34 protein-coding genes are annotated in these 25,712 nt (G+C 65.8%); 25 read left to right on the top strand and 9 right to left on the bottom strand.

Translation table 11 applies throughout. The features are described from left to right. Positions 1-73 precede the first annotated feature (73 nt). From ACFUTU_RS04060 to ACFUTU_RS04050, 3 genes are all read right to left on the bottom strand, one after another. Positions 74-484: a VOC family protein gene (locus tag ACFUTU_RS04060; RefSeq protein ID WP_377960933.1), complete on the bottom strand. Its 411-nt coding sequence runs from the start codon at positions 482-484 to the stop codon at positions 74-76. 45 nt (positions 485-529) lie between these two features. After that, entirely contained in the window at positions 530-898 is a 369-nt protein-coding gene (locus tag ACFUTU_RS04055; protein WP_377960930.1) for a VOC family protein, read from the bottom strand. A 175-nt stretch (positions 899-1,073) separates the two neighbouring features. Further along, a complete protein-coding gene (locus ACFUTU_RS04050; protein WP_377960928.1) occupies positions 1,074-1,283 on the bottom strand; it encodes a hypothetical protein in 210 nt (69 codons plus the stop codon). Between the two features lie 238 nt (positions 1,284-1,521). Between ACFUTU_RS04050 and ACFUTU_RS04045 the strand changes: the two genes are divergently transcribed. The 4 genes from ACFUTU_RS04045 (at position 1,522) to ACFUTU_RS04030 (ending at position 3,485) form a co-directional block, all read left to right on the top strand. Then, on the top strand, positions 1,522-1,779 hold the full coding sequence (locus tag ACFUTU_RS04045) for a hypothetical protein (RefSeq protein ID WP_377960925.1): 258 nt from the start codon (positions 1,522-1,524) through the stop codon (positions 1,777-1,779). Positions 1,780-1,781: 2 nt separating this feature from the next. Continuing rightward, complete coding sequence (locus tag ACFUTU_RS04040) at positions 1,782-2,210, top strand: hypothetical protein (protein ID WP_377960923.1); 429 nt, start codon at positions 1,782-1,784, stop codon at positions 2,208-2,210. 222 nt (positions 2,211-2,432) lie between these two features. After that, positions 2,433-2,813: a response regulator transcription factor gene (locus ACFUTU_RS04035; protein ID WP_377960920.1), complete on the top strand. Its 381-nt coding sequence runs from the start codon at positions 2,433-2,435 to the stop codon at positions 2,811-2,813. 294 nt (positions 2,814-3,107) lie between these two features. Beyond that, entirely contained in the window at positions 3,108-3,485 is a 378-nt protein-coding gene (locus tag ACFUTU_RS04030; RefSeq protein ID WP_377960918.1) for a VOC family protein, read from the top strand. Positions 3,486-3,806: 321 nt separating this feature from the next. On the opposite strand, the gene ACFUTU_RS04025 is transcribed toward ACFUTU_RS04030, so the two are convergent. Then, a complete protein-coding gene (locus ACFUTU_RS04025; RefSeq protein ID WP_377960916.1) occupies positions 3,807-4,397 on the bottom strand; it encodes an ArsR/SmtB family transcription factor in 591 nt (196 codons plus the stop codon). A gap of 333 nt (positions 4,398-4,730) precedes the next feature. Here ACFUTU_RS04025 and ACFUTU_RS04020 point away from each other — a divergent pair, with 333 nt between their 5' ends. Both ACFUTU_RS04020 and ACFUTU_RS04015 read left to right on the top strand, forming a co-directional pair. Next, positions 4,731-5,447 (top strand): GAF and ANTAR domain-containing protein, encoded by a 717-nt coding sequence (locus ACFUTU_RS04020; protein ID WP_377960913.1) that lies wholly within the window; start codon positions 4,731-4,733, stop codon positions 5,445-5,447. A 223-nt stretch (positions 5,448-5,670) separates the two neighbouring features. Then, positions 5,671-5,823: a hypothetical protein gene (locus tag ACFUTU_RS04015; RefSeq protein WP_377960911.1), complete on the top strand. Its 153-nt coding sequence runs from the start codon at positions 5,671-5,673 to the stop codon at positions 5,821-5,823. Positions 5,824-5,867: 44 nt separating this feature from the next. On the opposite strand, the gene ACFUTU_RS04010 is transcribed toward ACFUTU_RS04015, so the two are convergent. Next, positions 5,868-7,328: a YdiU family protein gene (locus ACFUTU_RS04010; RefSeq protein WP_377960908.1), complete on the bottom strand. Its 1,461-nt coding sequence runs from the start codon at positions 7,326-7,328 to the stop codon at positions 5,868-5,870. Positions 7,329-7,522: 194 nt separating this feature from the next. Here ACFUTU_RS04010 and ACFUTU_RS04005 point away from each other — a divergent pair, with 194 nt between their 5' ends. The 9 genes from ACFUTU_RS04005 (at position 7,523) to ACFUTU_RS03965 (ending at position 13,621) form a co-directional block, all read left to right on the top strand. Further along, positions 7,523-8,389, top strand: coding sequence for a hypothetical protein (locus tag ACFUTU_RS04005; RefSeq protein ID WP_377960906.1), 867 nt, complete (start codon positions 7,523-7,525; stop codon positions 8,387-8,389). Then, positions 8,386-8,817 carry a phage holin family protein gene (locus tag ACFUTU_RS04000; protein ID WP_377960904.1) on the top strand — a complete coding sequence of 144 codons (432 nt, stop codon included), beginning with the start codon at positions 8,386-8,388 and terminating at the stop codon, positions 8,815-8,817. The genes ACFUTU_RS04005 and ACFUTU_RS04000 overlap by 4 nt, the downstream gene beginning before the upstream one ends. After that, positions 8,814-9,455, top strand: a complete 642-nt coding sequence (locus ACFUTU_RS03995) for a DUF3618 domain-containing protein (protein WP_377960901.1) — start codon at positions 8,814-8,816, stop codon at positions 9,453-9,455. Before ACFUTU_RS04000 ends, ACFUTU_RS03995 begins: the two co-directional genes overlap by 4 nt. A 399-nt stretch (positions 9,456-9,854) precedes the next feature. Next, complete coding sequence (locus ACFUTU_RS03990) at positions 9,855-10,619, top strand: GAF and ANTAR domain-containing protein (RefSeq protein WP_377960899.1); 765 nt, start codon at positions 9,855-9,857, stop codon at positions 10,617-10,619. Between the two features lie 105 nt (positions 10,620-10,724). After that, entirely contained in the window at positions 10,725-11,474 is a 750-nt protein-coding gene (locus ACFUTU_RS03985) for a GAF and ANTAR domain-containing protein (protein WP_377960896.1), read from the top strand. Next, positions 11,471-11,698 carry a hypothetical protein gene (locus ACFUTU_RS03980; RefSeq protein WP_377960894.1) on the top strand — a complete coding sequence of 76 codons (228 nt, stop codon included), beginning with the start codon at positions 11,471-11,473 and terminating at the stop codon, positions 11,696-11,698. The genes ACFUTU_RS03985 and ACFUTU_RS03980 overlap by 4 nt, the downstream gene beginning before the upstream one ends. A 141-nt stretch (positions 11,699-11,839) precedes the next feature. Next, positions 11,840-12,457 (top strand): Rho termination factor N-terminal domain-containing protein, encoded by a 618-nt coding sequence (locus tag ACFUTU_RS03975; RefSeq protein ID WP_377960891.1) that lies wholly within the window; start codon positions 11,840-11,842, stop codon positions 12,455-12,457. Continuing rightward, entirely contained in the window at positions 12,444-12,854 is a 411-nt protein-coding gene (locus ACFUTU_RS03970) for a hypothetical protein (protein WP_377960889.1), read from the top strand. Before ACFUTU_RS03975 ends, ACFUTU_RS03970 begins: the two co-directional genes overlap by 14 nt. 92 nt (positions 12,855-12,946) lie before the next feature. Beyond that, on the top strand, positions 12,947-13,621 hold the full coding sequence (locus ACFUTU_RS03965) for a DUF6766 family protein (protein WP_377960886.1): 675 nt from the start codon (positions 12,947-12,949) through the stop codon (positions 13,619-13,621). Positions 13,622-13,665: 44 nt separating this feature from the next. On the opposite strand, the gene ACFUTU_RS03960 is transcribed toward ACFUTU_RS03965, so the two are convergent. Together ACFUTU_RS03960 and ACFUTU_RS03955 are read right to left on the bottom strand one after the other, a co-directional pair. Next, a complete protein-coding gene (locus tag ACFUTU_RS03960; protein WP_377960883.1) occupies positions 13,666-13,953 on the bottom strand; it encodes a DUF6221 family protein in 288 nt (95 codons plus the stop codon). 69 nt (positions 13,954-14,022) lie between these two features. Further along, positions 14,023-14,574, bottom strand: a complete 552-nt coding sequence (locus ACFUTU_RS03955) for a universal stress protein (protein ID WP_377960881.1) — start codon at positions 14,572-14,574, stop codon at positions 14,023-14,025. 107 nt (positions 14,575-14,681) lie between these two features. Between ACFUTU_RS03955 and ACFUTU_RS03950 the strand changes: the two genes are divergently transcribed. The 6 genes from ACFUTU_RS03950 to ACFUTU_RS03925 all read left to right on the top strand — a co-directional run bounded on the left by ACFUTU_RS03950 (position 14,682) and on the right by ACFUTU_RS03925 (position 19,352). Next, positions 14,682-15,134 (top strand): hypothetical protein, encoded by a 453-nt coding sequence (locus ACFUTU_RS03950; protein ID WP_377960878.1) that lies wholly within the window; start codon positions 14,682-14,684, stop codon positions 15,132-15,134. An 80-nt stretch (positions 15,135-15,214) separates the two neighbouring features. After that, entirely contained in the window at positions 15,215-15,838 is a 624-nt protein-coding gene (locus ACFUTU_RS03945) for a low molecular weight phosphatase family protein (protein WP_377960876.1), read from the top strand. A gap of 53 nt (positions 15,839-15,891) precedes the next feature. Then, the gene (locus tag ACFUTU_RS03940; protein ID WP_377960873.1) at positions 15,892-16,995 is read left to right on the top strand and encodes an LCP family protein; all 1,104 of its coding nucleotides are present in this window, start codon (positions 15,892-15,894) and stop codon (positions 16,993-16,995) included. Between the two features lie 33 nt (positions 16,996-17,028). Next, positions 17,029-17,193: a hypothetical protein gene (locus ACFUTU_RS03935; protein WP_377960871.1), complete on the top strand. Its 165-nt coding sequence runs from the start codon at positions 17,029-17,031 to the stop codon at positions 17,191-17,193. Between the two features lie 394 nt (positions 17,194-17,587). Beyond that, positions 17,588-18,346, top strand: coding sequence for a histidine phosphatase family protein (locus tag ACFUTU_RS03930; protein ID WP_377960868.1), 759 nt, complete (start codon positions 17,588-17,590; stop codon positions 18,344-18,346). Then, a complete protein-coding gene (locus ACFUTU_RS03925; RefSeq protein WP_377960866.1) occupies positions 18,330-19,352 on the top strand; it encodes an NAD(P)H-hydrate dehydratase in 1,023 nt (340 codons plus the stop codon). Before ACFUTU_RS03930 ends, ACFUTU_RS03925 begins: the two co-directional genes overlap by 17 nt. A 15-nt stretch (positions 19,353-19,367) precedes the next feature. Here ACFUTU_RS03925 and ACFUTU_RS03920 read toward each other — a convergent pair whose 3' ends face one another. Next, positions 19,368-20,786 (bottom strand): ABC transporter substrate-binding protein, encoded by a 1,419-nt coding sequence (locus ACFUTU_RS03920; RefSeq protein ID WP_377960863.1) that lies wholly within the window; start codon positions 20,784-20,786, stop codon positions 19,368-19,370. Between the two features lie 555 nt (positions 20,787-21,341). Between ACFUTU_RS03920 and ACFUTU_RS03915 the strand changes: the two genes are divergently transcribed. Continuing rightward, positions 21,342-21,764, top strand: coding sequence for a hypothetical protein (locus tag ACFUTU_RS03915; protein ID WP_377960861.1), 423 nt, complete (start codon positions 21,342-21,344; stop codon positions 21,762-21,764). Positions 21,765-21,946: 182 nt separating this feature from the next. Then, entirely contained in the window at positions 21,947-22,363 is a 417-nt protein-coding gene (locus tag ACFUTU_RS03910) for a CBS domain-containing protein (RefSeq protein WP_377960859.1), read from the top strand. Here the strand turns inward: ACFUTU_RS03910 and ACFUTU_RS03905 are convergent. Continuing rightward, positions 22,350-23,237 (bottom strand): FRG domain-containing protein, encoded by an 888-nt coding sequence (locus ACFUTU_RS03905; RefSeq protein WP_377960856.1) that lies wholly within the window; start codon positions 23,235-23,237, stop codon positions 22,350-22,352. The genes ACFUTU_RS03910 and ACFUTU_RS03905 overlap by 14 nt on opposite strands. A gap of 108 nt (positions 23,238-23,345) precedes the next feature. Between ACFUTU_RS03905 and ACFUTU_RS03900 the strand changes: the two genes are divergently transcribed. Then, a complete protein-coding gene (locus ACFUTU_RS03900) occupies positions 23,346-23,708 on the top strand; it encodes a LuxR family transcriptional regulator (protein WP_377960854.1) in 363 nt (120 codons plus the stop codon). A 183-nt stretch (positions 23,709-23,891) separates the two neighbouring features. Further along, positions 23,892-25,643 carry a cytochrome c oxidase subunit I gene (gene ctaD / locus ACFUTU_RS03895; RefSeq protein ID WP_377960851.1) on the top strand — a complete coding sequence of 584 codons (1,752 nt, stop codon included), beginning with the start codon at positions 23,892-23,894 and terminating at the stop codon, positions 25,641-25,643. Positions 25,644-25,712: the final 69 nt, after the last annotated feature.

Genomic DNA, 25,712 nt, shown 5'->3' with positions numbered 1-25,712 from the left:
CTCCACAAGCCGTCCAGCCCCGTCCACCGATTCACCCCGAATCGGCGGACGGGGCTTTCGCTTTTGCAGGCTGTTACGTTCCCGCGGGCTGGAAAAGTTCGACGACGTTGCCGGCCGGATCCTCCATCAGGATCTGCTGGCCGCCCGGCCCCTTCACGATGTCGTTCCGGAAGGGAACGCCCGCGGCACGCAGCCTGTCCACCTCGGCGGCAATGTCACTCACGACCAGGTGGATGCGGTTCCATCCGCCCGGTGCCGGGACCGCGCCGTCGGGCATTGGCCTGCCCGCCGAGCTGGCGGGCCCGCTCAGCAGCAGCCGCAGCTGGCCGCGGGCGACGTCGGCAAACGCCGGTGCGGCGTTCATTCTTACCGTGAAGCCGAGGTGCTTCGTGTAGAAGTCGACGGCGGCATCGACGTCGTCCACCATGTACCGGACGCTGACCAGGTCCTTGACGTTGGCCAGGTCCTCAGGGTTGCTGGACATTCCCTTCTCCTCCTTGAGTTGGCAGCATTTCCTGATGAATGCAGGTCAGACGTGCTGGTCCACGATGACCGGATTGCCGTCCGGGTCAACCACAATGAAGCTGGCCGGCCCGGTACCGCCGCCGGCCTCCGCGATGAACTGAACCCCACGGTCCTTGAGCTGCTGCTGGAGATCGCGCACATCGGTGAACGAATCAAGCTGCTGCGCGTCCTGGTTCCAGCCCGGGTTGAAGGTCAGGGAGTTCCTGTCAAACATGCCTTGGAAGAGGCCGATCACCGTCTGCCCGTTCCGCAGGATCAGCCAGTTCTGGTCAGCATCGCCGCCGGACTTCGTGAATCCCAGCTTTTCGTAAAAGGCGGCCGATGCCGCGATGTCCTTGACGGCCAGGCTGAGTGAGAATGCGCCGAGTTGCATGTGCTGCTCCAGTCTCCGGAATCCCTCCGGGCCGTTTTCCGATCGTACCTGCGACGGCCCGTCAGAGCCGTCCCCTACAGCACTCTGCCAGACCCCGCTGACAAAAACAGGGTGGCCGTACAAATTGGCCGTGAAGTCCGGAAAACCCGCCCGGGGTGGAAGCCCTGAGCAGGCGCTAAAACGCCTCGGTGTGTTCGAGCTCCGGCAGGACCACGAGGGGATCCCCGGCAAAATGCAGTCTGCGGGAGGACTGCCCGTCAATCCAGGCAAAGACGACTGAGCCATCAAGCGGCACAGCCTCCGGGACCTGCCCAGGCCCCGGGGTCAGCGTCCACCGCGCAGCCGGCAGGTCGGCGTCGTGATTCTTGCCAGCGTTCGCGTCCATGCATCTATAGAACCAGTAACGGGTGAACAGCCCGTGAACGTGGCCGACGCAACACGCCCATGAGTCTCAGTTCCCGTCCCCGCGCCAAGGCTATGTACACGCATGCCTACTGCAGGGTAGGTTGGTAGAGGAACCGCGTGAACTTTCACAGGAACCCCTTCCGGCGTTGTGCACCGCTTGGAGGTATTGCCGCTGTAGCCTCACGGCGGCCATCCCGCACCTGAGGAAAGAGCCTGACATGGCCACCTCGCATTTCCAGCAATTCCTTTCCGACGCCACCTCACCCGCTCCCGACACCGACAGTCCGCTGGGGCCGGACTGCCTGTACGGGCTCTACACAAGCTGGTGCCTCCTCCAAGGATTTACACCCAGAACTGATTCGTCCTTCCGCGCCGGCATGCGCCGCTGCCGCGTCAACCTCCGCGGAACACGGCGGAGGATGAAGGGACGCGCCGCAGCCGACTACATCCTTGCCAGCTACCCCTACGCCGGCTGACCATGTCGCTCAGATCCCCAGGCTTCCGTTCCGACGGTGCCGACGAAGCCCGCGTCCTGCCCGTGATGTGCAGCCGCTGCGGTACGGATTACCACCTCACGATCAGATCAGTGACGGACATCCGGGACTGTCCGCCCGACGTCGTCATGGTTGCCTATACCTGCAGCCGGTGCCGGCTCTTCAGTGAGCACCCCGCCCGGGTCACTGACCTGTCGGCAGTCCTGGGCCGCCGGAAACAATCAGCGGATGTGCTGATCTTCGGGGGCCACTACATGCACTGCGGACAGCCAATGGCCAAGGCAGGATCAGAAGTCCGCAAGCTGTCTGCACCGCTGTCCACCGAAGGCCCGCCCGAGGACACGCTGGACGTTTACCTGTCCACCCGCGTCCTCAGATGCGCGTGCGGTTTCCAGATGGAACTGCCTGAATGACGGGAATCATACAGTTGAAGGACAAAACTACGCACGGGTAACTTTGTCCGGGGCCCCATCCTATTCCCCCATGCGGATGGTCGTCCCCGGGAGGCCCCGCACCGCCTTCACAATGGTGCGGGGCCTTTTCGCGCCCTGTCCCTCCCCGCCTTGAGGTTTCCGCCTTACACTGTGCAGACCTACTACAGGCCGGGGGGCACGTTGGGTTCACGGGGGCTTTGCGTGGTCATCGAGGATGACCACGATATTCGCGATTTGCTCACACTCATCCTGACGAGGATGGGGTTCGACGTCCACGGGGTGGGCAACGGTGCCAACGGCGTCGCGGCGGCATGGGAACACCACCCCGTCCTGGTGACGGTGGACCTGAACCTGCCGGACATGGACGGCCTGGAGGTGGCGCAGCACATCCGCGCCCGCTCCGATGCGCCGATGCTGTTCATCACCGCCCGGGCGGAGCTCGACGACGAGATGGCCGGCATGGCCTCAGGAGCCGCGGCCTACCTGATCAAGCCCTTCCGTCCGCGGCAACTGACCGAGACGGTGAACAAGCTCTGCCCCGTGGGTCCGCTGACGGCCCACGGCCTTGAGTCGCGGGCCTGACAGGGCACGGCCAAACGTGCGTTCCGGCAACAGCGGCGATCGCCCGTGCCGGCGTCGTCCTTTGCTGTTTCCGCAGGCCGTATCCGCAGATGGCATTTCGGTTCCATAATGTCCCCATAAAACTTCGGGGACAGTGGCGCCGGTGCAAACCCGCGGACGGCGGCAGTGTCCCAGGTGGCTGCCCTGCTGTGGGCGAAATCGGGCGGCCACGCGGTCCGGGCAAGGACGGCTGGTCCGTTCCCGGCGCCGATTCAGGGGAACCAACGCCATCAACTCAACGAGGAGTGAACTGTCATGCTCAAAGACACAGCAGTCGCGGCTGTCCTTCCGGCGAAGGACGTAGGCCGGGCGAAGGGGTTCTACCGGGACAAGCTGGGACTGGAACCGATAGAAAACGCGGACGACAACGTGATGTACGAGTGCGGCAACGGGACCAGGTTCCTGCTGTACCAAACGGACAATGCCGGCACGGCAAAAAACACCCAGATGGGCTGGGTGACAGATGATGTCGAGCGGGACGTGCAGGAGTTAAGGGGCCGCGGGGTCGTTTTCGAGGAGTATGACTTCCCCGGCGTGAAAACGGAGAACGGCATTGCCACCTCGGACGCAGGCAAAGCCGCCTGGTTTCTGGACAGCGAGGGCAATATCCTGAGCCTCTTCGAAATGCCGTAGTTCGGGGACCCGCGGCTTCGCGGGACCGGCCCGGCAACCGGAAAGGGGCCGGAACCACACTGTTCCGGCCCCTTTCCGCCCATCCGCGGCCCCCCGGTCAGGGAACGGTCCGTCTGCCCCGCGACGCTTGATCCCTCTGCCCCGCCGGAGCAGAGGGCCCCCAATGGAGAGGAATGACGAAACTATGAATTCATCAATTCCTCAATTACGAGTCTCGCCCAGGGGCTGCGGGGCGTCAAGGCACGAATCCTTAGCGGACGAACCGGGGGGGCTTGCCGGAACCGGTTTCACCGGGCACCACCGGCGGTTCCTGGTTGAGCGTCACTCCGGGCGGCGCTCCGCCACCGCCTCTCCGGACACCTCGGCGAGCGTGAGACCGCGCTCCCGGGCCTGGGCCAGGAATGCGGCCATAACCTGCTCGGAGTTGTGGCCAGTCCGGGCACTGACGGCCCGCACGGCATCCGCTATCAGGGCACGCCGCCCCAACGATGCTTCCAGTTCAGCCGCAGACTCGTCCGTGAAGATGGCCGCGTTGTCCGCGTCCGAACCGGCGCCACCGGCGGATGCACTTGATGCCCCGACATCGGCCAGACCGTCCGCATCGGCCGCAGCACGGGCGCTCAACACGGATCCGGCAGCAACGAGCAGTTCTGCAATCTCGGGAACGGTCAGCCAGTACTGCAACCGCCCATCGGACCGGCGCCCGGCCACAAGATGCTGGGCACGCAGCTGCGCCAGCTGGCCGGCGAGATGTGACGGCTTCAGCCCGGTGGCTGCACATAATTCGGCCACGGTGGCGGGGCCGGCTACCAGCACAGCCAGCACACGGACCCTGGCATGGTGCGCCAGCGCCTTGAACAGTTCCGCTTCCCCAGCCGCAATGCGCTCGCTTAGTTCTGCACGTCCCGTCACAACTGCCCCAATCTGACAGAAACACATGTCTTCACCCGATTATCCCCTCACAAAACCCACATCGGCGCATTGCGATTCGCCCTTTCCACCACCGGTTCAACAGCGACGAATTCGTGGCCGTCCAAGGCAATTACCCCTCCCGGCGATGGCCGAGGGCTGAAATAATTGTGTTAATCGTTTTCAACGCAGTCCGCCTCCGGCATGGCGCTCTGCAAGCTTAGGAAAGGAACAAACGCGCATGCCGGTTCCAGCAGCCGCTCCTGCACTGCCAGGGCTGTTCCGCCGGACCCGCCCTGGTCCCCGCGGGCCGTCCCGCCACACATTGGCCAGGCCATGACGCACGCCCATCTGCCCCTCGCCGACGAACTGGCGGCCCTCACCGTCCGCATCGCCGACCTCTTGCTGACCCACGAAACCGTCGATGAAGCGGTTTCGGCGCTCGCGCAAGCCCTGAAGGAAGCCATCCCGGGGACCCTGGGGGCCGGGGTCAGCCTGATGGACACACGCGCCCGGCGCACCAGCACGGCATCCACAGATCCCGACATCCTGCGCGCAGACCAGCTCCAGTACGACCTTGGACAGGGACCCTGCCTGACGGCCTGGGCGCAGCAGGTAACCGTAACGGTGGAAGACACCCATACAGATCACCGCTGGCCCGCCTGGAGCCGGGCTGTCGCAGACCTGCCGGTCCGCTCGGTGATCAGCGCTCCGCTGTCCACCCCCGACGGTGCCATCGGCGCGCTCAAGGTCTACTCCCCCGTTCCCAACGGGTTCGATTCCAGGGCCATCCGCCTGCTCGTACTGCTCGCCCGCCCCGCAGCACTGATGCTGGCCAACACCCTGGCCCGCGACGCGGCCCAGCACCTCAGCGACGGGCTCATCAGCGCGCTCGGCGCCAGGGACGCGATCGGAACAGCCACCGGAATCGTCATGGAGCGCCTCCACGTCAGCCGGGACCAGGCACTCGCCACGCTCATCAGTGCATCCCGGCGGCGCAACGAACCGCTGCACCAGCTCGCGCAGGACATCATCGGCGGCGGAGACGTGTAACCGTCCGTCACAAAACCGTCTCGGAACGGGCCGCAACGGCCTGCGCATAACGGGGCCGCCGCCGTCGTTCTTTCACCTCACCATCAGGCTTTCCGATGGTTAGAGCGGATGCCGCTACAGCATTTCCACCGTGCGCGCAATTTTGGCGCGCACCACAATTCCAAGGAAAATAGCGAGTCAGCACACAATGCACTGCCCCGCACACATCAGGAGACACAGAACCATGACGAACAACATTGCCCCGGGCGCCGGTCTGATCGCCCCCAACGTAGCCGTGGCCGCCCTGGACGACCTGGACCTCACCCCGCAGGGACTCGCTGACGCCCCGGCCAGCGAGCTGGAGTCGGACACCCTCGTTCACCCAGGCGCCAGCTAAACCGCTCCGGCGGACCCGCCGCGAGCCGCCCGGATCGCAGCAGGTCAGGTGCCGCAGAAGGTCCGGTAGGGGCCAAAGCTTTCCGGCGCGGCTGCAGCGTAGCGGTCGACGCCGGGACGCTCCCTATAGGGGTCCGTCACCCTTTCGAGCAAGCGTCCGAGCGGCTCGAGGTCACCGCCGGTCGCGGCGGCAAGTGCTTCCTCAACGAGGTGGTTGCGGGGCACGTAGGCCGGGTTGACCCGGTCCATGCCGTCCGCGTCCGGCCCGAGGGCCTTCCAGCGTTCGACCCAGGCGTCGAACGCGTCCGGCTGCGGGAACAGGATTCGCGCCATCACACCGTTGCCGCGGGCTGCACTTCCAAGCCGCCGGAAGAACGACGTGTAGTCCACGCCCGCCTCCCGCAGGAGACCAAGCAGCTCGTCGATGAGGGGCGAGGCCGCGTCATCGGCGACGCGGTCCAGTCCGAGCTTCGCCTTCATCCCCGCCGTCCACGCGGCACTGTACAGCCGGCGGAACGCACCCAGCGATTCCTGCGCCCGCTCGACGGCACGCTCCTCGTCGTCGTCGAACAGCGGAAGGAGCGCCTCCGCCAGCCGCGCCAGGTTCCACTCCGCAATGAGGGGCTGGTTGGCGTACGCGTAGCGGCCGGCCTCGTCGATGGAGCTGTAGACGGTGGCGGGATCGAAGGCATCCATAAAGGCGCAGGGACCGTAGTCGATGGTCTCGCCGGAAATGGCCATGTTGTCCGTGTTCATGACGCCGTGGATGAAGCCCACCAGCATCCACTGGGCCACCAGCGACGCCTGGGCCCCGATCACCGCATCAAACAGGGCAAGATACGGATTGTCCGCCTCCGCCACGTCCGGATAGTGGCGGGCAATCGCGTGGTCGGCAAGGCGGCGGAGGAGTCCGTCGTCACCGGTCGCCCGCGCGTACTGGAAACTTCCCACCCGCAGATGGCTGCCCGCGACACGCGTGAGCACCGCCCCCGGCAGCACGGTCTCGCGCTGGACGGGACGTTGGGTGGCCACGACGGCGAGTGACCGGGTGGTGGGTATGCCGAGGGCGTGCATTGCCTCGCTGACGATGTACTCGCGCAGCATCGGCCCGATGGCGGCAAGGCCGTCGCCGCCCCGGGCGAACGGCGTCCGGCCGGAACCTTTCAGGTGGATGTCACGCAGGCGGCCGTCGACGTGGGCAATCTCGCCGAGCAGAAGCGCACGGCCATCACCCAGCCGCGGCGAAAACCAGCCAAACTGGTGGCCGGAGTATGCCTGCGCAACGGGAGTAGCGCCGTCGGGAACGTCATTGCCGATGAGCAGCCGCACCCCCTCCGGGCTCCGCAGGAAGTCCGGCGTAAAACCCAGCTCGGCCGCCAGCGGCCCGTTCAGGACCAGCAGCCGGGGCTCGGGAACCTCCTCCGCCCTCCAGGGAATGGCCATCTCGGCAAGCTCCGTGGCGAAGCGGCTGTCAAAGGAAACGGTCGATGCGGCTGCAGCGCTCATCTTTCAAGCATACGTTCGCCCGCATCCCGACGCGTTGCACCCGGGGCGCGGGAGGATTTTGGCAGGTCATCTGCCCCCGCACAAATTTTCGGGCCATCTAGGAAGTCTGCTTACTATCTGATGGTAATCATGCTTACTATTGCTGCGTGCTGGTTCATCAACAGCAGCTAACCCTCAAAGGAAAGAGAGCAATGATGACCGAGAACCCATTCGGCACCGAAGTGGAGACCACGGGCCTGGGCACGCCCGGTTCCGGAACTGCGGGCTACGGCACCCCCGGAGCGGGCACCACGGGCTACGGCACAACTGACTACACGGGCACCGGCTACCAGGATGATGCCTCCAAGAAGGATGTGGCGAAGGACGAGGCCGCGAATGTGGCTGGCCACGCAGCCGGCGCCGCCCAGAATGTGGCGGAGACCGCCAAGACCGAGGCGAAGAACGTTGCCTATGAAGCCAAGAACAGCGCACGGGATCTGCTGCACCAGGCGAAGTCGGATCTGACCAGCCAGGCCGGCACCCAGCAGACCAAGGCCGCTGAAGGCATCCGCAACATCTCCTCGCAGCTGCGCAGCATGGCCGACGCTCCGGACCAGCAGGGTGTGGCCTCGGACCTGATCCGCCAGGCCGCCGACCGCTCCGCAGACGTCGCCTCCTGGCTGGACAACCGGGACCCGGGATCGCTCCTGGACGAGGTCAAGTCCTTCGCCCGCCAGCGCCCCGGCACCTTCCTGCTCATCGCGGCAGGCGCCGGCCTGCTCGCCGGACGCCTGGGCCGCAGCCTGCAGGCCGGCGCCCCCGAAACCACCACCGGAACCGGCTACGCACAGAGCGCCGGGGCCGTCCCCCAGTACCCCGTCCAGCCGCCCGTCACGGAAAGCAGCCTGACAGCGGCACCGGCCGCGCCTCTGTACGATGCACCCCAGGCAACTCCGACAACGTACGCGGAGACGGTATACGGCGAGCCCGCCCGCCCGGGCTTTGACACCCCGGGTTCAGCCGGTGTTCCGCTGCGGGATGTTGATGACCCGTACACCGAGGGTGGAGGTCGTCCCCTGTGAGCAGCCAGATACCCGATACCCCGCAAACGGCCGCGCACGCAAAGGCCGACACCACGTCCCTCGGTGACCTCCTGGGCGAGGTCACCCGGGACCTGTCCACCCTGATGCGGCAGGAAATCGAACTCGCCAAAGCCGAACTCAAACAATCCGGCACCCGCGCCGGCAAAGGCGGCGGCATGCTCGCCGGCGCCGGCGTCGCCGGACACTTCGTGCTCCTGTTCCTCTCCATCGCCCTCTGGTACGCCCTCGGCGAGCTGATGGGACTGGGCTGGTCCGCCGTCGTCGTCGCCATCATCTGGGGCATCATCGCCGCGATCCTCGCCTCCGTCGGACGCAAGGAACTCAAAAACATCAAAGGCATGCCCCAGACCGTCGAAACCGCCAAGGAAATCCCGCCCACCCTCAAACCGAACGGAGACCACCGATGAGTGAGAACCCGGACGCCATCCGCGCCGACATCGAAGCCACCCGCGCCCGCCTCGGCACCAACGTGGACGCGGTCGCCGACAAAGTCACCCCCTCCAACATCGTCCACCGCCAGACCAGCAAGGTGAAGGACGCCGTCTTCGGAGTAAAGGAGAAAGTCATGGGCACCGCAGAACACACCACCCACAACGCCTCCGGCACCCTGCACCACGCCGCGCACACCACCTCCGGCGGAATCCACCAGGCCACCGACGCCGCCGGCAACGCCCTCCACGACGCCGGCGAAGCGATCGCCGACGCACCCCGCCAGGTCACCGCGAAAACCCAGGGCAACCCCCTCGCCGCCGGACTCATCGCCTTCGGCGCCGGACTGCTCGTCTCCTCCCTCATCCCACCGAGCGAAAAGGAACGCGAAGCCGCCGACGCCCTCAAAACCGCGGCAGAACCGGTCACCACCCAGCTCACCGAAGCCGCCAAAGACATGGCCCAGGGCTGGAAGGAACCCGCCCAGGAAGCCGTCGAAAACGTCAAGGCCACCGCCACCGACGCCGCCCAACACGTCAAGGACGAAGGCCAAACCGCCGCCCAGGACGTCAAAACAACCGCCACCGACGCCAAAACCCACGTCCAAAACACGTGAGCCGGCGTAGGCAGGCAGCCTGACAGGACCACTGTCCGGGAGCTGAAGCCGCTCTGCGCACGGCTGGGAACGCTGCATCCGCTACCCGATGGATGCGGCGTTCCAGTCGTCTGCAGGCCCGTGCACGTCCGACCGACCGCAGTCCCGCGAGCGCTTATGGAGCCCATGATGCCGAGTTCCGCTGCCGTATATCCCGCGCACGGTATTGGGCGTAGGCTCAAAAGCAGAGGCGAGGCGATCCTTCAGACCCAGGAGCCCACGGCCTGGTTCATGCGGGATTGCGCTCGGCCCGTCCGTCACGCATTGAACGTGGATCCAACCAGTCCGCGATCGTTCCCGGACCTTGGATCCGGCCGCAATTATGGATCGGGGAATCCTGCTCCCAGTGGATCGAGGCAAATGATGGCCGCCGAGCCTGGCCAGCCGCCGTCGTCCGCGCAAAATTTGCCGCCGTCGCTGGAACAGCTTCAGGATCTTCTGCTGGAGAGCCCGGGCTTTGACGAATTCCTCCTGGAACTGACCGTCTTCTCGGCCTCGAAACTGGCTGCGCCCGAACCCATGCTGTGTGCCATTTCCGTGGAGCGTGACGGGCGGCCCGTTACAGTTGCCAGCAGCAGTGACGCGGCCCAAAGAATGGATGAAAAGCAGTATGGGTTCGACGACGGCCCCTGCCTTACTGCCTTGAGGGAAAACCGGAGGGTACTGGTCCAGGACCTCAAGGGTTCCGAGCGGTGGCGGCGGTACGCCGAGGCGGTGGGCGACGGCGTGGCGTCCGTCCTTGCTGTTCCCATCAATGCCGGACCTGACGCTGCGGCAGCCCTGAACTGCTACGCCATGACCACTGAAACTTTTGACGAAGCCGCCATCGCCTCCGTGGAGTCCTACGCATTTGCCCTGTCCCGCACACTCCGCCTGGCCCTGCGCGTCCACCGGTTGCCGGCCCAGCCCGAAGGGCTGCACGCCGCCCTGCAGTCCAGGGCGGTCATCGACGCCGCCCTCAGCCTGGTGATGGCCCAGACCCGCGGCAGCCGTGAGGAAGCGGTGGCCGTACTCCACGAGATGGCCCGGTCCAGCAAACAGCAACTGAAGCAGATAGCAACGGACATCCTGAACGGCGCCAACTTTCCAGGACGGGCAGGACACCATGGCAAAGCACATGAGTAGGCCCTCCGACAGTGGCTTCATAACCCGTGGCTATGATGGGAACCACCTGCCCGACGCTCCTCACAGAGGGACGTTCGCCACCCTGATGACATGTGAGGCCAGCCCGTGACGCGACAGCACCCGATGGCAGGTGAACTGCCCGAGATCTTCGCCCGGGTCGCGGGTCTCCTGCTGACAGAGACGGTGGTGGACCGGGCCGTGGAAAGCCTGGCACAGGTGGCGCACGAGAGCCTGGCCGGCAGTGTCGGCGCCGGCGGCACGCTGATCGACGCCCAGGGCAGACCAACCAGCACGGCCTCGACGAACCGACTGGTGGAAGAGGCGGACCGCCTGCAGTACGACCTCGGGCAGGGGCCCTGCCTGTCTGCCTGGGCCGGTGCCAGAGTGGTCCGCGTGGACGATCTTCGCGAAGACCGGCGCTGGCCGGAGTGGAGCGCCGCCAGCGCTCCTCTGGGCCTCCTGTCCTGCATCAGCGTTCCTTTGCTGGTGCCGGACGTCCACGGCGCGGGCGAACCCGAGCCCATCGGCGCCCTGAAAGTCTACGCAGACCGGGCGCATGCCTTTGACGGGCGCAGCGAGCAGATCCTCTCGCTCCTGGCCGGTCCTGCGGCGCTTTTCCTGTCCAACCTGCAGGCGCGGGAGCGAGCCGCATATCTCAGCGAGGCCCTGAAGGACGCCTTGCACAGCCGCAGCGTTATCGACATGGCCAAGGGTGTCCTCATGGAACGGCTCAAGGTGAGCGAACGCGGCGCGCTGCAGGTCATGATTGCCCGCGCCCGGTCCCAGGAGCTCCTGCTGAGCAGGGTGGCACAGGACGTCCTCGGCCACATGTCTGACCTCAATCAGGCGCCATGAGCCTTGACCCGGACGGCGAGGCGCAGCGGGAACGGACGGCCAAGGCATTCCGGCAGGCGGACCTTGAGGTCGACGAGCTCTGGATGCACTACTTCAGCATCGGCGGCGACGCCGGAGCGATGGAGGTTGAAGCTTACCTTCACGGCTCCTACATGCTGCGCCCCATCCAGCGGGACCTGCTGGACCACGCCATCTATGAACTGGGCAATTCGTTCGGGGACTGAGCGACGCTCAGGTGAGTGCCGCCGTCGGGCGTCAGCGGTTGTCCTGCCCAGCAGCGTGGGGAACTTGACGGCGCACCCGGCACGGACTAAACAATAAGTAACCTTAGTAATCGTTACCGTCCAGCACGCGGAGGAATTGCCATGAGTGAAAAGCCGGGTAACCAGACGCCGGACACCCCCAATGTCAGTGAGACCGAACTTCGGAAAATGAAGGTGGACGAGCTGCGCCAGGAGGCCCGGGACGAGAACATCAGCGGAACCTCGGACATGCGCAAGGAAGAGCTGGTGCAGGAGGTCGCCAACGCCCGTTCCCAGGGCGAAAACTCCCAGGGCGGGGGAGATAACGACGGCGGTGCTGACGCCGGCGATCTGGGTGCCGGACCGGAAGGCGGTAAAATCCGCCACGGAGATGCGTCCTCCAGCTCGCTGAAGTACTCGCAGGAAGTCACCTCCACCGAGGATGAGCCGGAACGCGAAGGCCGCAGCCTGGCCACGACCCACCACGAGGTCATCAGGCAGTGGGCCGAGGAACGCGGCGGAACCCCTGCCACCGTCGAGGGCACCGAACATGGCGATCACCTGGGCGTGCTGCGGATTGATTTCGGCGGCAACGACAGCAACCTGCGGCACGTCAGCTGGGAAGAATGGTTCAAGACGTTTGATGACCGCGGCCTGAATTTCATCTACCAGGAACAGCGCACGGACGGAACACAGTCCAACTTCTTCCGGCTGGAAAACCCGGAACGTGAAGACGCGTAGGGGCGCCGGGGGCCTCCTGCCAGGGCTGCTCGCCATGGTGGTTCTGTCCGGCTGCGCCCCCGAGGGAACGGCCTCCACGGGTGCGGCCGAAGCGTTTCACCGTGCCGTGTCCGGCTCCGACATGACCGCGGCCTGTGCATTGCTGCAGCCCCACACCCGGGAGGAGACGGCCCGTTCCAGTGACGACGGCAGCTGCGAGAGCCAGCTGCAGAAGGCGAAGCTGACGGACCCCGGGAAAGTGCTCCGCACCGAGCAGTACGGCCAGGACGCTTTTGTCCAGTTCGAGAACGACGCCGTCTTCCTGGCCGTCTCCGGCGGGGGCTGGAAGGTCACAGCCGCGGGCTGCCGGCCCAACGGGGAAGAGGCGCCCTATACCTGTGAAGTGGGCGGCAACTGACATGCGCTGGAGCTTCACCCTGTACCTGGTCCTGATCTTCGGCGGCCTGCTCTATATGGCCGTCGTTGGCCTGATGCACGGATAGGCGGACTGTGAAAAAAGCATTGAGAAACAACGGCCTCAGCCTGTTCTTCGGCCTGATATTCCTCCTCGCCCTGCTGGGGCAGGCCATCACCGGCCATGCCCTCTACAACGAGGAACAGCTCAGCTCCGGGCTGGAGCAAATCAGCTTCGCCCAGTACCTGGTGTCGTCCAATTTTGCCGTGGACGTCTCGGAAAACTGGCAGTCCGAATATCTGCAGTTCCTGCTGTACATCTTCGCCACGATCTGGCTGGTCCAAAAGGGATCCCCGGAGTCCAAGGAGCTGAACCAGCCCGGCCCCGAGTCAGACAAAGATCAGCTCGTGGGCGAGTTCAGCAACGCCAAGTCACCGAAGTGGGCGCGCGTCACAGACTGGCGGCAGACCGTGTACTCCAACTCGCTGGGAATGACGATGGGACTCATCTTCGTCCTGTCCTGGCTGGTGCAGTCGATTGCGGGGAACAGCAACTACAACCAGGAGCAGATCCAAAACTTCCAGCAGCCGGTTAGCTGGACGGAGTACATCGTCTCGCCCGAATTCTGGAACCGCACACTGCAGAACTGGCAGTCCGAGTTCCTGGCCGTCGGATCCATGGTTGTCCTGTCGATCTACCTCCGCCAGCGCGGTTCACCCGAGTCCAAGCCCGTGGGCTGCTCGCACGACGACACGGGCACCACCGGCTAGCCCCGACTCACAGGCCGCATCCCGGCGCAGGGTGCAGCCAGGGCTCACAGGCCGTCGACGGCCCAGCCCTCCTGGTAGTCCGGATGGTCCTTGTAAACAGCGGCAAGGGCCATCAGGACGTATTCGCTGGTGCCGCCGATGGCGGTGGGCACGTCGGTCACCAGCGGCACGTTGTCCAGGATCTTCCGTTTGGCCGCGCATTCGGACAGCACCCGCCCCGGGTTGAACCACCCGACGACGGGCCCCGCGGCGCCTTCCGTCTCCAGTCCCCGCCGGGCGTCCGCCTCTTCCTCGGCGATCCGTGCTTCCAGGAAATCGATCAGGTCGGCCATATGAAGTCCTCAAGTTCCTCGTGGGTGTGGATGGTGTCCGTGGTCTGGACCGTAGGCGGCATCGTCGTGTCAGGCTTCCTCCTTCGGGCGGTGCCGTTTCTCCGGGGCGAGCGGAACAACAACCACCGGCCGGGTCTGCCGGTGGGTAAGGTGCACGGCGACGGAGCCGAGCAGCAACTGTTCCAGCCGGGCGCCCACCCTTCCCTCGCGGGTCCCCACCACGATGACCGACGCGTCCGCCGAATCCGCCAGCCGGGCAAGTGCCCGCGCCGGTTCCCCGACCAGGGTCAGCAGCGACCAGCGGATCCCTGCCTTGCCGAGGACACCCTGAAGGTGTTGCCGAAGCTGGGCGCTGGTCTGCTCGACGTCGTCAACGGTTCCTTCCGGTGCCGCCGACTGGAGGAGGTCCTGGTCGTCCCGCTCGTTGCTGAGGTAGGACGTGATGTCCACATAGGCACAGATGAGCTTGACGTTCAGGGAGTAAGCCAGCCGTGCGGCATTTTGCACGACGGCGGGCGGCTGGCCGGGCACGACGCCCGCCACCACAGGGCCGGTGATGCGCCGGGGAACGAATTCGCTCTCCCTGCCAGGGAGGCCGGCCTTCTTTGCTGGCTCATTCATGAGTGCTGCCATTCCACGCTGTCCTCACGGCAGTTCGGGGTGACTCTCATTTGCCAGCCTAATACGACGCACTGGCACTGGCAGGCAAGCTGATGGAGGATGGGCGCATGGCGGAACGCCGAGGTCGCACGCAAGTTGCCGTTGCCGGCTGGCTCTTCGGGGCGGTCACCGCTGTCCTGGGCCTGATGGTCCATGCTGTGACCGGACATCCGGTACCGGCGGCGCCGATCGTCGTGGCCACCGCCGCACTGCTGGGCCTGGCCGGGGCCGCCGTGGCCCGCCTCAGTGTTCCGGGCTGGGCACTGCTGGTGCTGACCGCTGCGGGACAGCAGATTATCCACTGGGTGTTCGCGTTCTTCTCCAATCCGCTGGCCACCGCCATGGAAGAGGGCCACGGACATGCCTCCGTCCAGTTCGCCGGGCCCGGCCTCCTGCTGGCCGGCGTGGCCAGCCAGCCGCTGCATGTGATGCTGTACGCCCACGCCGCGGCGGCCCTGCTCGCGTTTTGGCTGGTCCAGCGGCTGAAAGCCCGGGTTCCGGAGGGCGCACCACAGTCCTGACGGAACAGCAGGCAGGCCACGTGTTAAGTTGAATCGGTGGGACAGACCTGTCCCGCGCACCAGCCTGGGAGAGCCAATACGTGGAATCGTCGTCGCCAGTCCGCATCCTGACCGTCTGCACGGGCAACATCTGCCGCTCCCCCGTGGCTGAACGCCTGCTCCAGGCGGGCCTGGACCAGGTGCTTCCCGGCGGCTTTGAAGTGCGCAGCGCCGGAACCCGCGCCTTGGTGGGCGAACCCGTCCAGCCGCTCTCCGCGGACATCATCCACACCTTCGGCGGCACCGCGGAGGGCTTCGCGGCGCGCCAGCTCTCGGGCAAGATCCTCCGCGATGTGGACCTGGTCCTCACCATGACTTCCGGCCACCGAGGGGAGGTGCTCCAGCAGGACGCCTCGCTGCTGAAGCGCACCTTCACCATCCGCGAGTTCGCCAGGATGCTCGATGTCCTGGAGGAGCGGGAAGGCCAGGCACCCCCGGCAGCTGGCCTGAACGGTGAGCGGCTCGCCGCCAACGCAAGGCTCTGGCGCAAGCTTCCAGCCCGGGCGGCGTCGGTCCGGCACCTCGCCCTGGCGCCGGACGCAGCGGACAACGACGTCGTCGACCCCTACCGCCGCAGCGCAGATTACTACCGGCAGATGGAAGACGAGCTGGCTCCGGCGATCATCTCGATCCTGCGCTTCGCCCGGCTGAACGCCCCCGCTTAAACCGAGGCGCCGCCGTCGTTCTCACGGACGATTTTTGGTGATACCGTCCGATCATGAAATCCCGGAACAGTCCGGGGGCCGGGGACGACGGCGACCCCGCTCCGGGTGCCAACGGCGGCACCAAACCCAAGCGGACCGTACGCAACGTAATTCTGGCAGCGCTGCTCGGGATTGCCCTGGTGGCGGGCGGCTTCCTGTTCAGCCTGGCCCAGATCTGGAACACCCAGACCGCCAAGACGGAGATCAGCGCGGCTCCGCAGAGCCCCGCCGAGACAGCGACAGGAAAGCCCACGCCGTCACCCAGCAAGAAGCCTGCGCCCAAACCCGTAAAACCGCCGCCGCCGGCCAAGCTGCCCATGAACATCCTGCTGATCGGCAGCGACCACCGCAAAGGTGATCCCCCCGCACCCAGCGGGCTGCCCAACCAGCGCGCGGACGTCCTCATGCTGGTGCACCTGGCGGCCGACGGGAAGCACGCCTACGGCATTTCGATGATGCGCGACCTCTGGGTTCCCATCCCCGGATACGGCGAAGCCAAGATCAACTCCGCGCTCGAGCAGGGCGGCATGCCGCTTGCCGTGCGGACCGTGGAGTCGCTGTTCGGGCAGAAGATCCAGCACGCAGTCATGATCGATTTCGAGGGCTTCAGGGGCATCACCGAAGCGCTGGGCGGCGTGGAAGTGGACAATCCGGTGGAGTTCACCGCCAGCTTCGACACGCACCAGCATTTCCCGGCCGGAGTCATCAAGCTGCAGGGCCAGCGCGCCCTCGAGTTCGTCCGCGAGCGCTACTCGTTCGCCGACGGCGACTTTCACCGTGTATCGAACCAGCAGCTGTTCCTGCGTTCCACCCTGGCCAAGCTGCTTTCCGCCCGCACCCTGACCAACCCGGTGACGCTGTACAGGCTGGTCAATACCGCGTCGAAGTACATCACGGTGGACAAGGGGCTGAATGCGACCGGGCTGGCCAGCCTCGTGTACAGCCTGCGGAATGTCCGGATGCAGGACGCGGTATTCTTTACGCTTCCGACGGCGGGATTCGGCACCAGCACCGACGGGCAGTCGATTATCCTGCCGGACTACGGGGCCACCGCCGCCGTCGGCGCCGCCCTGGGGAAAGACCGGCTGGGGCAGTACGCCGCGACGCTGGGGAAGTGATGCTCTGCAAGTGCCGATCGTGAGGGGTAGCCGTTGAGAAAGCTGATCTGGGTCATCGCCATTGTGGCGGTGGTGTTCTTCATCGTGGGCGCCGTGGTGAAGGCGGTGGCCTTCCTGCTCTGGGTGGCGCCTGTGCTCCTGCTGGCCGCCCTGCTGGTGTTCTTCGTCAACCGTTCGGGCGGCAAACGCATCCCCTAAACGCGTCCTCACTTTCTGCCGCCTTTCCCCGAACGCGTCCTCACCTCCCGTCGCCTTATTCCAGACGCGTCCTCACCTCCCGTCGCCTTATTCCAGACGCGTCCTCACCTTCCGTCGCCCTATTCCAGACGCGTCCTCACCTCCTGCCGCCTTTTTCGCAACGCGTCCCGCACAGGTGATGGAGCGTTACCCATTTGGCGGCAGGACGTGAGGGAGCGTTTGGCTCCGGGCAGCGAAACCTGAGGACGCGTCGGGTGGAGGGGCGGGCGATTACTCTGCCGGGATTGCGGGTACGGCACAGGTAACGTGAAAATCCGCAGGCCTAGCTGGAACGGGAGTGCATATCGTGGGACAGAACGGAACCTCAGCTGACGGAACGCACAAGGATGCCCCGGTGCCCGCCGCCTGGACCGCCGGCGCCGTGGAGCTCATCCTGATCAGGCACGGCGAAAGCCAGGGCAACGTGGCGGCCACCGATGCCACGGTCTCGGGCGCGGAAGTGATACCCGTCCCCGCCCGGGATGCCGACGTCGAGCTTTCCTCCACAGGGCGGGAGCAGGTGACGGCCCTGGGCCGCGCCCTGGCGGCGGTCCCCGAGGACCGGCGGCCCGACGTCGTCATCTCCTCCCCCTACATGCGTGCCTACCAGACTGCCGAGATCGCCGTGGAGACGGCGGGCTGGTCCATCCCCGTCCGCTCGGATGAGCGCCTCCGCGACCGTGAGCTGGGCATCCTGGACATGCTCACGGCATTTGGTGTGGAAACCCGGCTTCCCGAGGAGGCAGAACGACGGCGGTGGCTCGGCAAGTTCTATTACCGGCCGCCGGGCGGGGAATCGTGGGCGGACGTGGCGCTGCGGCTCCGTTCGGTGATCGGCGAACTGAATGCGCTGGGCAGCGGCCACCGGGTCATGCTGGTGTGCCATGACGCCGTCGTCATGCTGTTCCGGTACATCCTGGAGGGCATGTCCGAGCGGGAGCTCCTCGACGTGGCTGTCAGCAACCCGGTCCTGAACGCCTCCCTGACCCGTTATGTGCGGCCGGAGGGCGTCGGACCGTGGACACTGGAAAGCTTCAATGTGGCCGACCACCTCATGAAGCAGGGCGTCGAAGTGACCGAACACGCCGGGGACGCCGATGTCCACCCGCGCTGAGTCCTCCGGCACTGCCGCCAGGAAGTCCGCTGCCAACGCCGGCACGCTGATCACTCCGACGCTCCTGCGGAACTGGCCGCTGCCTTCGGCCGGCGCGGACAAGTACTCCCGCGGCGCGGTCCTGGTGGTCGGCGGCGGCCGGCGTACCCCGGGGGCGGTTTTGCTCGCCGGGACGGCCGCCCTTCGCGCCGGGGCGGGCCGGGTGACCTTGGCGGTGGCGGAATCGGTGGCGGTGCAGCTGGCCGTCACGCTGCCCGAGGCCGGGGTGATCGGCCTGCCCGAAGCAGCGGGCGGCTCGGTGGGCGACGCCGGGCTCAAGGACCTGCTCGAGGATTATGATTCTGCGGATGTGGTGCTGATCGGCCCGGGGCTGGATGACATCGGGCAGACCGAGGCGCTGCTCCGGGGTCTGCTGAAGCATGACGCCTCCCGCGAGTCCGGTGATGCTCCTACCCTGGTGCTCGATGCCTACGCCCTGGGTGCCCTCCCCCGGCTGGCCGATAAGCTCAGCCCGTGGGCCGGCCGGCTGATCCTCACGCCGAACCCCACCGAAGCGGGAATCCTGCTGGACCACAGTGCCGACGATTTGGCGGCCGACACCCTCGAAATCGCCGGAAAGTACGGGGCGGTGGTCAGCTGCCAAGGCGTCATCGCTTCGCCATCCGCGGCCGGCACGTCCGGTGCCGGAAATTCCGACGGCGGCCCTTCCGACGGCGGCACCCCGGACGGTGCCTCCCTGGACGGCGCCTCCCCCACCACCGGGGAGCACTGGGAAATCACCACCGGCTACGGCGGGTTGGGGACTTCCGGCAGCGGCGACATCCTGGCCGGTGCTATCGCCGGGCTCCGGGCGAGGGGAACCAGCAACGCGCAGGCTGCCTGCTGGGGCACCCACCTGCACGCGGCGGCAGGCGACAGGCTGGCCAGCCGCGTGGGCAGCCTCGGTTATCTGGCGAGGGAACTTGCCGACGAACTGCCGGCGCTCATGATGGAACTGGCCACGTAAGAAGAACGACCAGCGTTACTTCATCGACTTCAGGATGGACCGCAGTGCGGCGGCGGCCCTGGTGGCTGCGGCCTGCGGCTCGGCGCGGCCCGCTGCGACGTCGCTGACAGCCTTGGCTATCGGCAGCTCGGCCATCGCGGCGCCGGCGAGTTCGCTGTGCCCCTGGACGATCCCCCAGTGCTTCAGGTCGCCGGACCCCTGCAGCAGGGTGGAGAGAACGTCCTGGGCATAGACGCTGTTGAACCGTTCGGAGCGGCCGGCTGTCACGGGAGTGGACATCCAGGCATCGGCGTATTCAGTGGGCTTTGCGGTGCTGCCCCTGCGCACCGGAACGCGCTCCTCCGGGGCAACGGCGAGCCAGTTGGCGTAGCCGTCGGAAAGGAAGTACTCCACGAAGCGGCGGGCCGGTTCGCTGTCCGAATCAGCCGTCACGGTCCACGAGATCACGTCGCCGAAGTGGGCCGGCAGTTGCCCGTCCGGGCCCTGAAGACCGGCCACCACTCCGGTGTTCCGCGCCAGGAACAGAGGGTCCTTGATGCATTCGGGGCAGCTGGGACGGGCATCGGTCCGCGTCCCGGCCAGCTCATCCAGCATGTGGGTCGGCCAGATGGCCATGGCGGCTTTGCCGGCGAAATAGGCGGACCGGACTGAGTCAACGTCCTGGATGCCTGGCACGGAATAGTTCCTGAGCACGTCGCGGTAGAAGCCGAGGGCCGCAACGCACGGGGGACTGTCGAACGTGATGCTTCCCTTGCCATCCACCATCTCGCAGCCGTTGGCCAAGGCAATGTCCTCAAAGGACTGCTGCGTGAAAGCCTGGCCCGTCTTGTTGGCCGCGACGATTCCTGCTCTGCCCGGGGAATCCAGCTTCCTCGCCGCGGCAACGATGTCCGCGTACGTCCGGGGCGCCGCTAGCCCGGCCGTTGCGAAGAGGTCCTTGCGGTAATAGACCAGCTGATGCCAGGCGGCCCCCGGAATGGCCAACTGCTGGCCGTTGTCACGCGTCAGCTCGAGCGCCCTGGCTTCCCACGTCTGCTCACCAAGGCTTTGCACTATGGCCGCGTTGGTCTTGTAGTCGATATGGCCGGATGCCGCCAGGGTCCGGACCTGTCCCAACGTCAGGGCGTTCATCACGTCCGGAAGGTCGCCGGAGGCGGCCGAAGAAGTCAGCACCTGGCTGAAACGGTGCGGCGGAACACCCACAAGGTCGGCCTTCACGCCGGTGGCAGCAGTGAAATTCTCCATGACGACGCGAAGCTTGGCCATGCGGTCCGGGAGCGTCTCGGTGGTCCAGACGGTGATGTTGTGGTGGTCGACGTCGGGGGCGGCCGCGGGAGGCTGGCCGCTGCCGGGCGTGCATCCCGCCAGCAAAGCCGCCGCCATGGCAACTACCGCGAGGACGCCCGCCCTGACCTGGCCTCTGGTCCCGTTCACCTGGCGCTCCTGCCATGCCTTGTCCGCAACACGGACCACGCAGGACGCAAACCCTGCGCACACCTGGGAGACCTGTGTTATTAGCGTAGCCACTTGGTGCCCGGCTGTCAGCACGCCTCGGCCCCAGCACATGGGGGCACAATGAAGGGACGGCCCCCGCTCACTGAGCAGGAGGCCGTCCGCGGAAGGATCCGGATGCTGCTGCCGTGCGCTGACTGGCGCGGTGGCGTGCTCCCGGGCTAACCGCCCCTTCTGGCAGCCATATTGAAGCCCCGGGTCCTCCCGTTTCCCGCCAGCCGCATCGGCTGGCTGTAGATGTTTTATAGCACCGGACCCACCCCGCCACAAGGGTCCCGCCGCGGGCATTTTCCGCTCGGAAAGCGGCGCCGTTTTAGCAGGAAAACAGGGCGCACGACGGCGGGGCGGCCGGCTGCTCCGGCGGCTTCCCCGCCAGCTGGGGGTGCTATTGCTAGGCCCGTCAGGCCGGGAGTATTTTAAGCGTGGGATTGAGCTCAAGCAGCAGGGCGCCGATGCCCCCTAACCAGGAGCGCGTCAATGACGACTATCTTCAACGCCCACCTGCCCGGCGAAGCGCAGCGGCCCTCCGGCGATCCCCTGTGGTGCTCCCAGTGCCAGACGGATGAACACCTGATCGTCGAATCGATTGAAGCCCTCCATCCCCCTCAGGACGGCATGGTCGACGTGTCCTATACCTGCATCGAATGCGACAACTTCTACGCCCACCCCGCCGGCGTCCATGATGTGGCAGGTGTGCTGAACCGCCACGGCCAAATGATGGGCGTGCTGCAGTTCGGCGGCGAGTACTTCCACTGCGGAACCCCGATGGCTTCACTCAGCGTCGGTACCAGCAGCATCTACGGCTCCGAGGCCGGCCGCTTCCCCACCATCCACGACGTGCACCTGCCCACCCGGCTGCTCCGCTGCGTCTGCGGGTTCCAAATGGAAGTGCCGGACTGACCCCGAAACCCCCGAGTTTTTGTACAGATAATGGGCGCTGAAGGGCACTTTGGGGCCATTATCTGTACAAAAACTCGGGAGGGAAGGGCCGACCGGCTGGGAGCGGCGGCAGCCCGCCGTCGTACATGAACCACAAGCGCATGAACCACAAGCGCACACGAACCAACGTGAGGAGAACACCGATGTCCATCCTGGCACGCGACATTATGACGGGTGGGGCCGAATGCATCGGCGTCAACGAGACTCTTGAACAGGCGGCCAGGAAGATGAAGGACCTGGACGTCGGATCCCTCCCGATCTGCGGCGAGGACAACCGGCTCAAGGGGATGCTCACGGATCGTGACATCGTGATCCGCTGCCTTGCCGACGGCGGCGACCCCAGAAGCACCACGGCGGGCGAGCTGGCCGAAGGGAAGCCGGTGACCATCGGCGCCGACGACACGATTGAGGAAGCCATCAGGACCATGCAGCAGCACCAGGTCCGCAGGCTGCCCGTGATCGACGGACACGATCTGATCGGGATGCTCAGCCAGGCCGACATTGCCAGGAACTACCCGGAGGACCGGGTGGGCGAACTCGTGGAGTTCATTTCCTACTGATGCGTTCCGGCGGAGACTCGGGTTCAGCCGGCTCCGTGGGCGAAATCTGGGCATCGGGATACACCTGCTCCGGGCGGTCGCCGTAATAGCGGGCCAGCCAGCGGCAGAGTCCGTCCAAGCCCGGAAACAGCACGCGTTCGGTGACGTTCGCCTGGTCCAGATGGTTGCGGATGGCCCACTTCAGCTCCGCCGGGAACACCACTTTCCGGTACAGCTCGGGATGCTCCGCCAGCCAGTCCGCAAGCGACGCCTCCGGATCCGTCATGATCGAGAACACGGCCGACTGGTTGACGATCCGGTCGTCCAGCGAAGGCGGTTCGAAGAACAGCGGAACTCCGCCGCCGTCGTCGGACCGGTACTCATCAAAGCCTTCCAGCGTCCCTGCGGCGGCCGTGAGGATTTCGGTGGTGAACAGGCCATGGCCGAGCGGCTCCACGTGCGTCCGCAGGCCGGACGGGAGCAGCTCGTGCGCCGCCACGTAGTCGACGCACCAGACCACGCCGGGACGGCCGTAGCCCCGCGGGTTCGAGGTGGCAAAGTGCAGCGCGACGTACGGGGAAAACGTCCAGTCGAGCAGGCGTGTGGGCAGCCCGTGATGCTGCGCCACGCTCAGCCAGTTCCACAGCGAATCCCCCGGGGTGGCGTTGCGGTGGGCGTACTTCTTGAAGTTGCGCAGCAGATGCTGCTCCAGCCCGCTGGCGGCTTCGGCCTGCAGCCGGGCCAGGCCGGTTTCCAGGGGATAGTCGTCAGATGAGAGGCCGCGGTACGCGATGTTAATGCGGTACTTCGCCTCAGAGGGCTGCCACTGGTCCTGCGTCAGGGCATAGATCAGCTCCTGGAGATCTCCAACCTGGACTTCCTGCCCGTTTGCCATGGGACCGCCTCTTGGACCGGCATCAACAAATAGCTAAGGATACTTATCTTTCGATACTAATCATGCTTACTATATTCATGCCAGCACGGGACAACCGCAGGAGAACCTATGCGCAGACTGCTTGCTACTCTCACCGCACTAATCGCCCTCGCCGGCGCCGGGCTTTCCCTCGCCGTGCCGTCATTCGCGTACCCGCCGGCTTCATCGGCAGCGTCCGCCGGCCCTGCAGTCAGCCGCGTGCCGGTGCAGGCCGGCGCGTCCGTTGCGGCCGGAACGCCCGCGCCCACCGGCACGTCGTCCCCGTCCGCCACCCCGTCCGAGCCTCCCGCCAACCCAGGCACGGGAGAACCGGAAGAGTCGGAGACCAACCGCCTCGAGTACGCCCCGTACGTTATCGCGGCGGTCCTGATCATCACTCTCCTCATCGTTTTCATCTGGCGACGCCGCCGCGGCAACAAGACCGTGGTCTGAGCGCCTCCGGAAACGCCTAGAGGAGGATCCACGGCCCCGCCAAGGGCCATTAGCCGGCAAACCTTTTGCGGGGGTGCCGCAGGCGCTATCCTGATGCCGTCGGTTCTGTGAACCGCTCACGGTCCGGCCGGCACCCTCGCCCCAACAGGGGCGTCGAAGCGCGATGCCGGGGAGTGGCAGACGATGACCGCATATCAGCAGCCCACAAGCACCACCGCCACCGAGGTTCCAACGGTGGTGCCCCACCGTAAGGGCAACATGGTGGTCAGGTGGGTCACCACCACGGACCACAAAACCATCGGGTACCTGTACCTGATCACCTCCTTCATCTTCTTCTGCTTCGGCGGCGTGATGGCCCTGCTCATCCGCGCCGAACTTTTTGAGCCGGGCATGCAGGTCCTGGTGACAAAAGAGCAGTACAACCAGATGTTCACCATGCATGGCACCGTCATGCTGCTGATGTTTGCCACCCCCCTGTTCGCCGGATTCACCAACGTGATCATGCCGCTGCAGATCGGCGCACCGGACGTGGCGTTTCCCCGACTAAACGCGCTGGCCTACTGGTTCTTCCTGTTCGGCTCCACCATCGCCGTTTCCGGCTTCATCACGCCGCAGGGATCCGCCTCCTTCGGCTGGACCGTGTACGCGCCCCTCAACAACACCACGTTCACACCGGGCATCGGCGGTGACCTATGGGTCTTCGGCCTTGCGCTCTCCGGCTTTGGTACCATCCTGGGCGCGGTCAACTTCATCACCACCATCATCTGCATGCGTGCGCCCGGAATGACCATGTGGCGCATGCCGATCTTCACCTGGAACACCCTCATCACCTCGGTGCTGGTGCTGATGGCTTTCCCGCCGCTGGCCGCCGCGCTGTTTGCTGTCGGCGCTGACCGGCGATTCGGTGCCCACATCTACGATCCCGAGAACGGCGGGGCACTGCTGTTCCAGCATCTGTTCTGGTTCTTCGGCCACCCCGAGGTGTACATCATCGCCCTGCCGTTCTTCGGCATCGTGTCCGAGATCTTCCCGGTCTTCAGCCGCAAGCCGATCTTTGGCTACAAGGGCCTGGTGTACGCGACCATCGCGATTGCCGCCCTGTCGGCCACAGTCTGGGCGCACCACATGTACGTGACCGGATCGGTCCTGCTTCCATTCTTCGCACTCATGACCATGTTCATCGCGGTCCCCACCGGCGTGAAATTCTTCAACTGGATCGGCACCATGTGGGGCGGCTCGCTCACCTTTGAAACCCCCATGCTGTGGAGCATCGGCTTCCTCATCACGTTCCTCTTCGGCGGCCTGACCGGCATCATCCTGGCCTCCCCGCCGCTGGACTTCCACGTCTCCGACTCCTACTTCGTGGTGGCCCACTTCCACTACGTGGTGTTCGGCACCGTGGTGTTTGCGATGTTCGCCGGCTTCTACTTCTGGTGGCCGAAGTGGACCGGCAAGATGCTCAACGAGCGCCTCGGCAAGATCCACTTCTGGATGCTGCTCGTCGGCTTCCACGGCACCTTCCTGATCCAGCACTGGCTCGGCGTTGAAGGCATGCCCCGCCGCTACGCCGACTACATGCCGCAGGACAACTTCACGGCCATGAACCAGTTCTCCACCTTTGGCTCCTTCCTGCTGGGCGCCTCACTGATTCCGTTCTTCTGGAACGTCTTCATCACAGCCCGCAGCAAGCAGAAAGTGGAGGTGGACGACCCCTGGGGCTTTGGGGCTTCCCTCGAATGGGCCACGTCCTGTCCGCCGCCGCGGCACAACTTCACCTCCCTGCCGCGGATCCGCTCGGAACGCCCCGCACTGGATCTGCACCATCCCGAGCTGCGAGTCCGCGAACACGACGCGGTGCATACCCCGGCTGCCGACGTTCTGGGCGCGGCGGACATCGGCGAGCGCGACGTCAGGAACCCGAACCCGGACGAGTAACGGAAACCCTGCACACACTAAAGGCCCCGGACTCCAGTGGAGTCCAGGGCCTTTAGTGTTGTGTCTGGT

This window comes from Arthrobacter sp. NPDC057388, from assembly GCF_042668165.1.
GTDB lineage: Bacteria > Actinomycetota > Actinomycetes > Actinomycetales > Micrococcaceae > Arthrobacter.
Note: the sequence above shows the minus strand (reverse complement) of the source record. Positions and strands in the feature narration are given on the sequence as shown.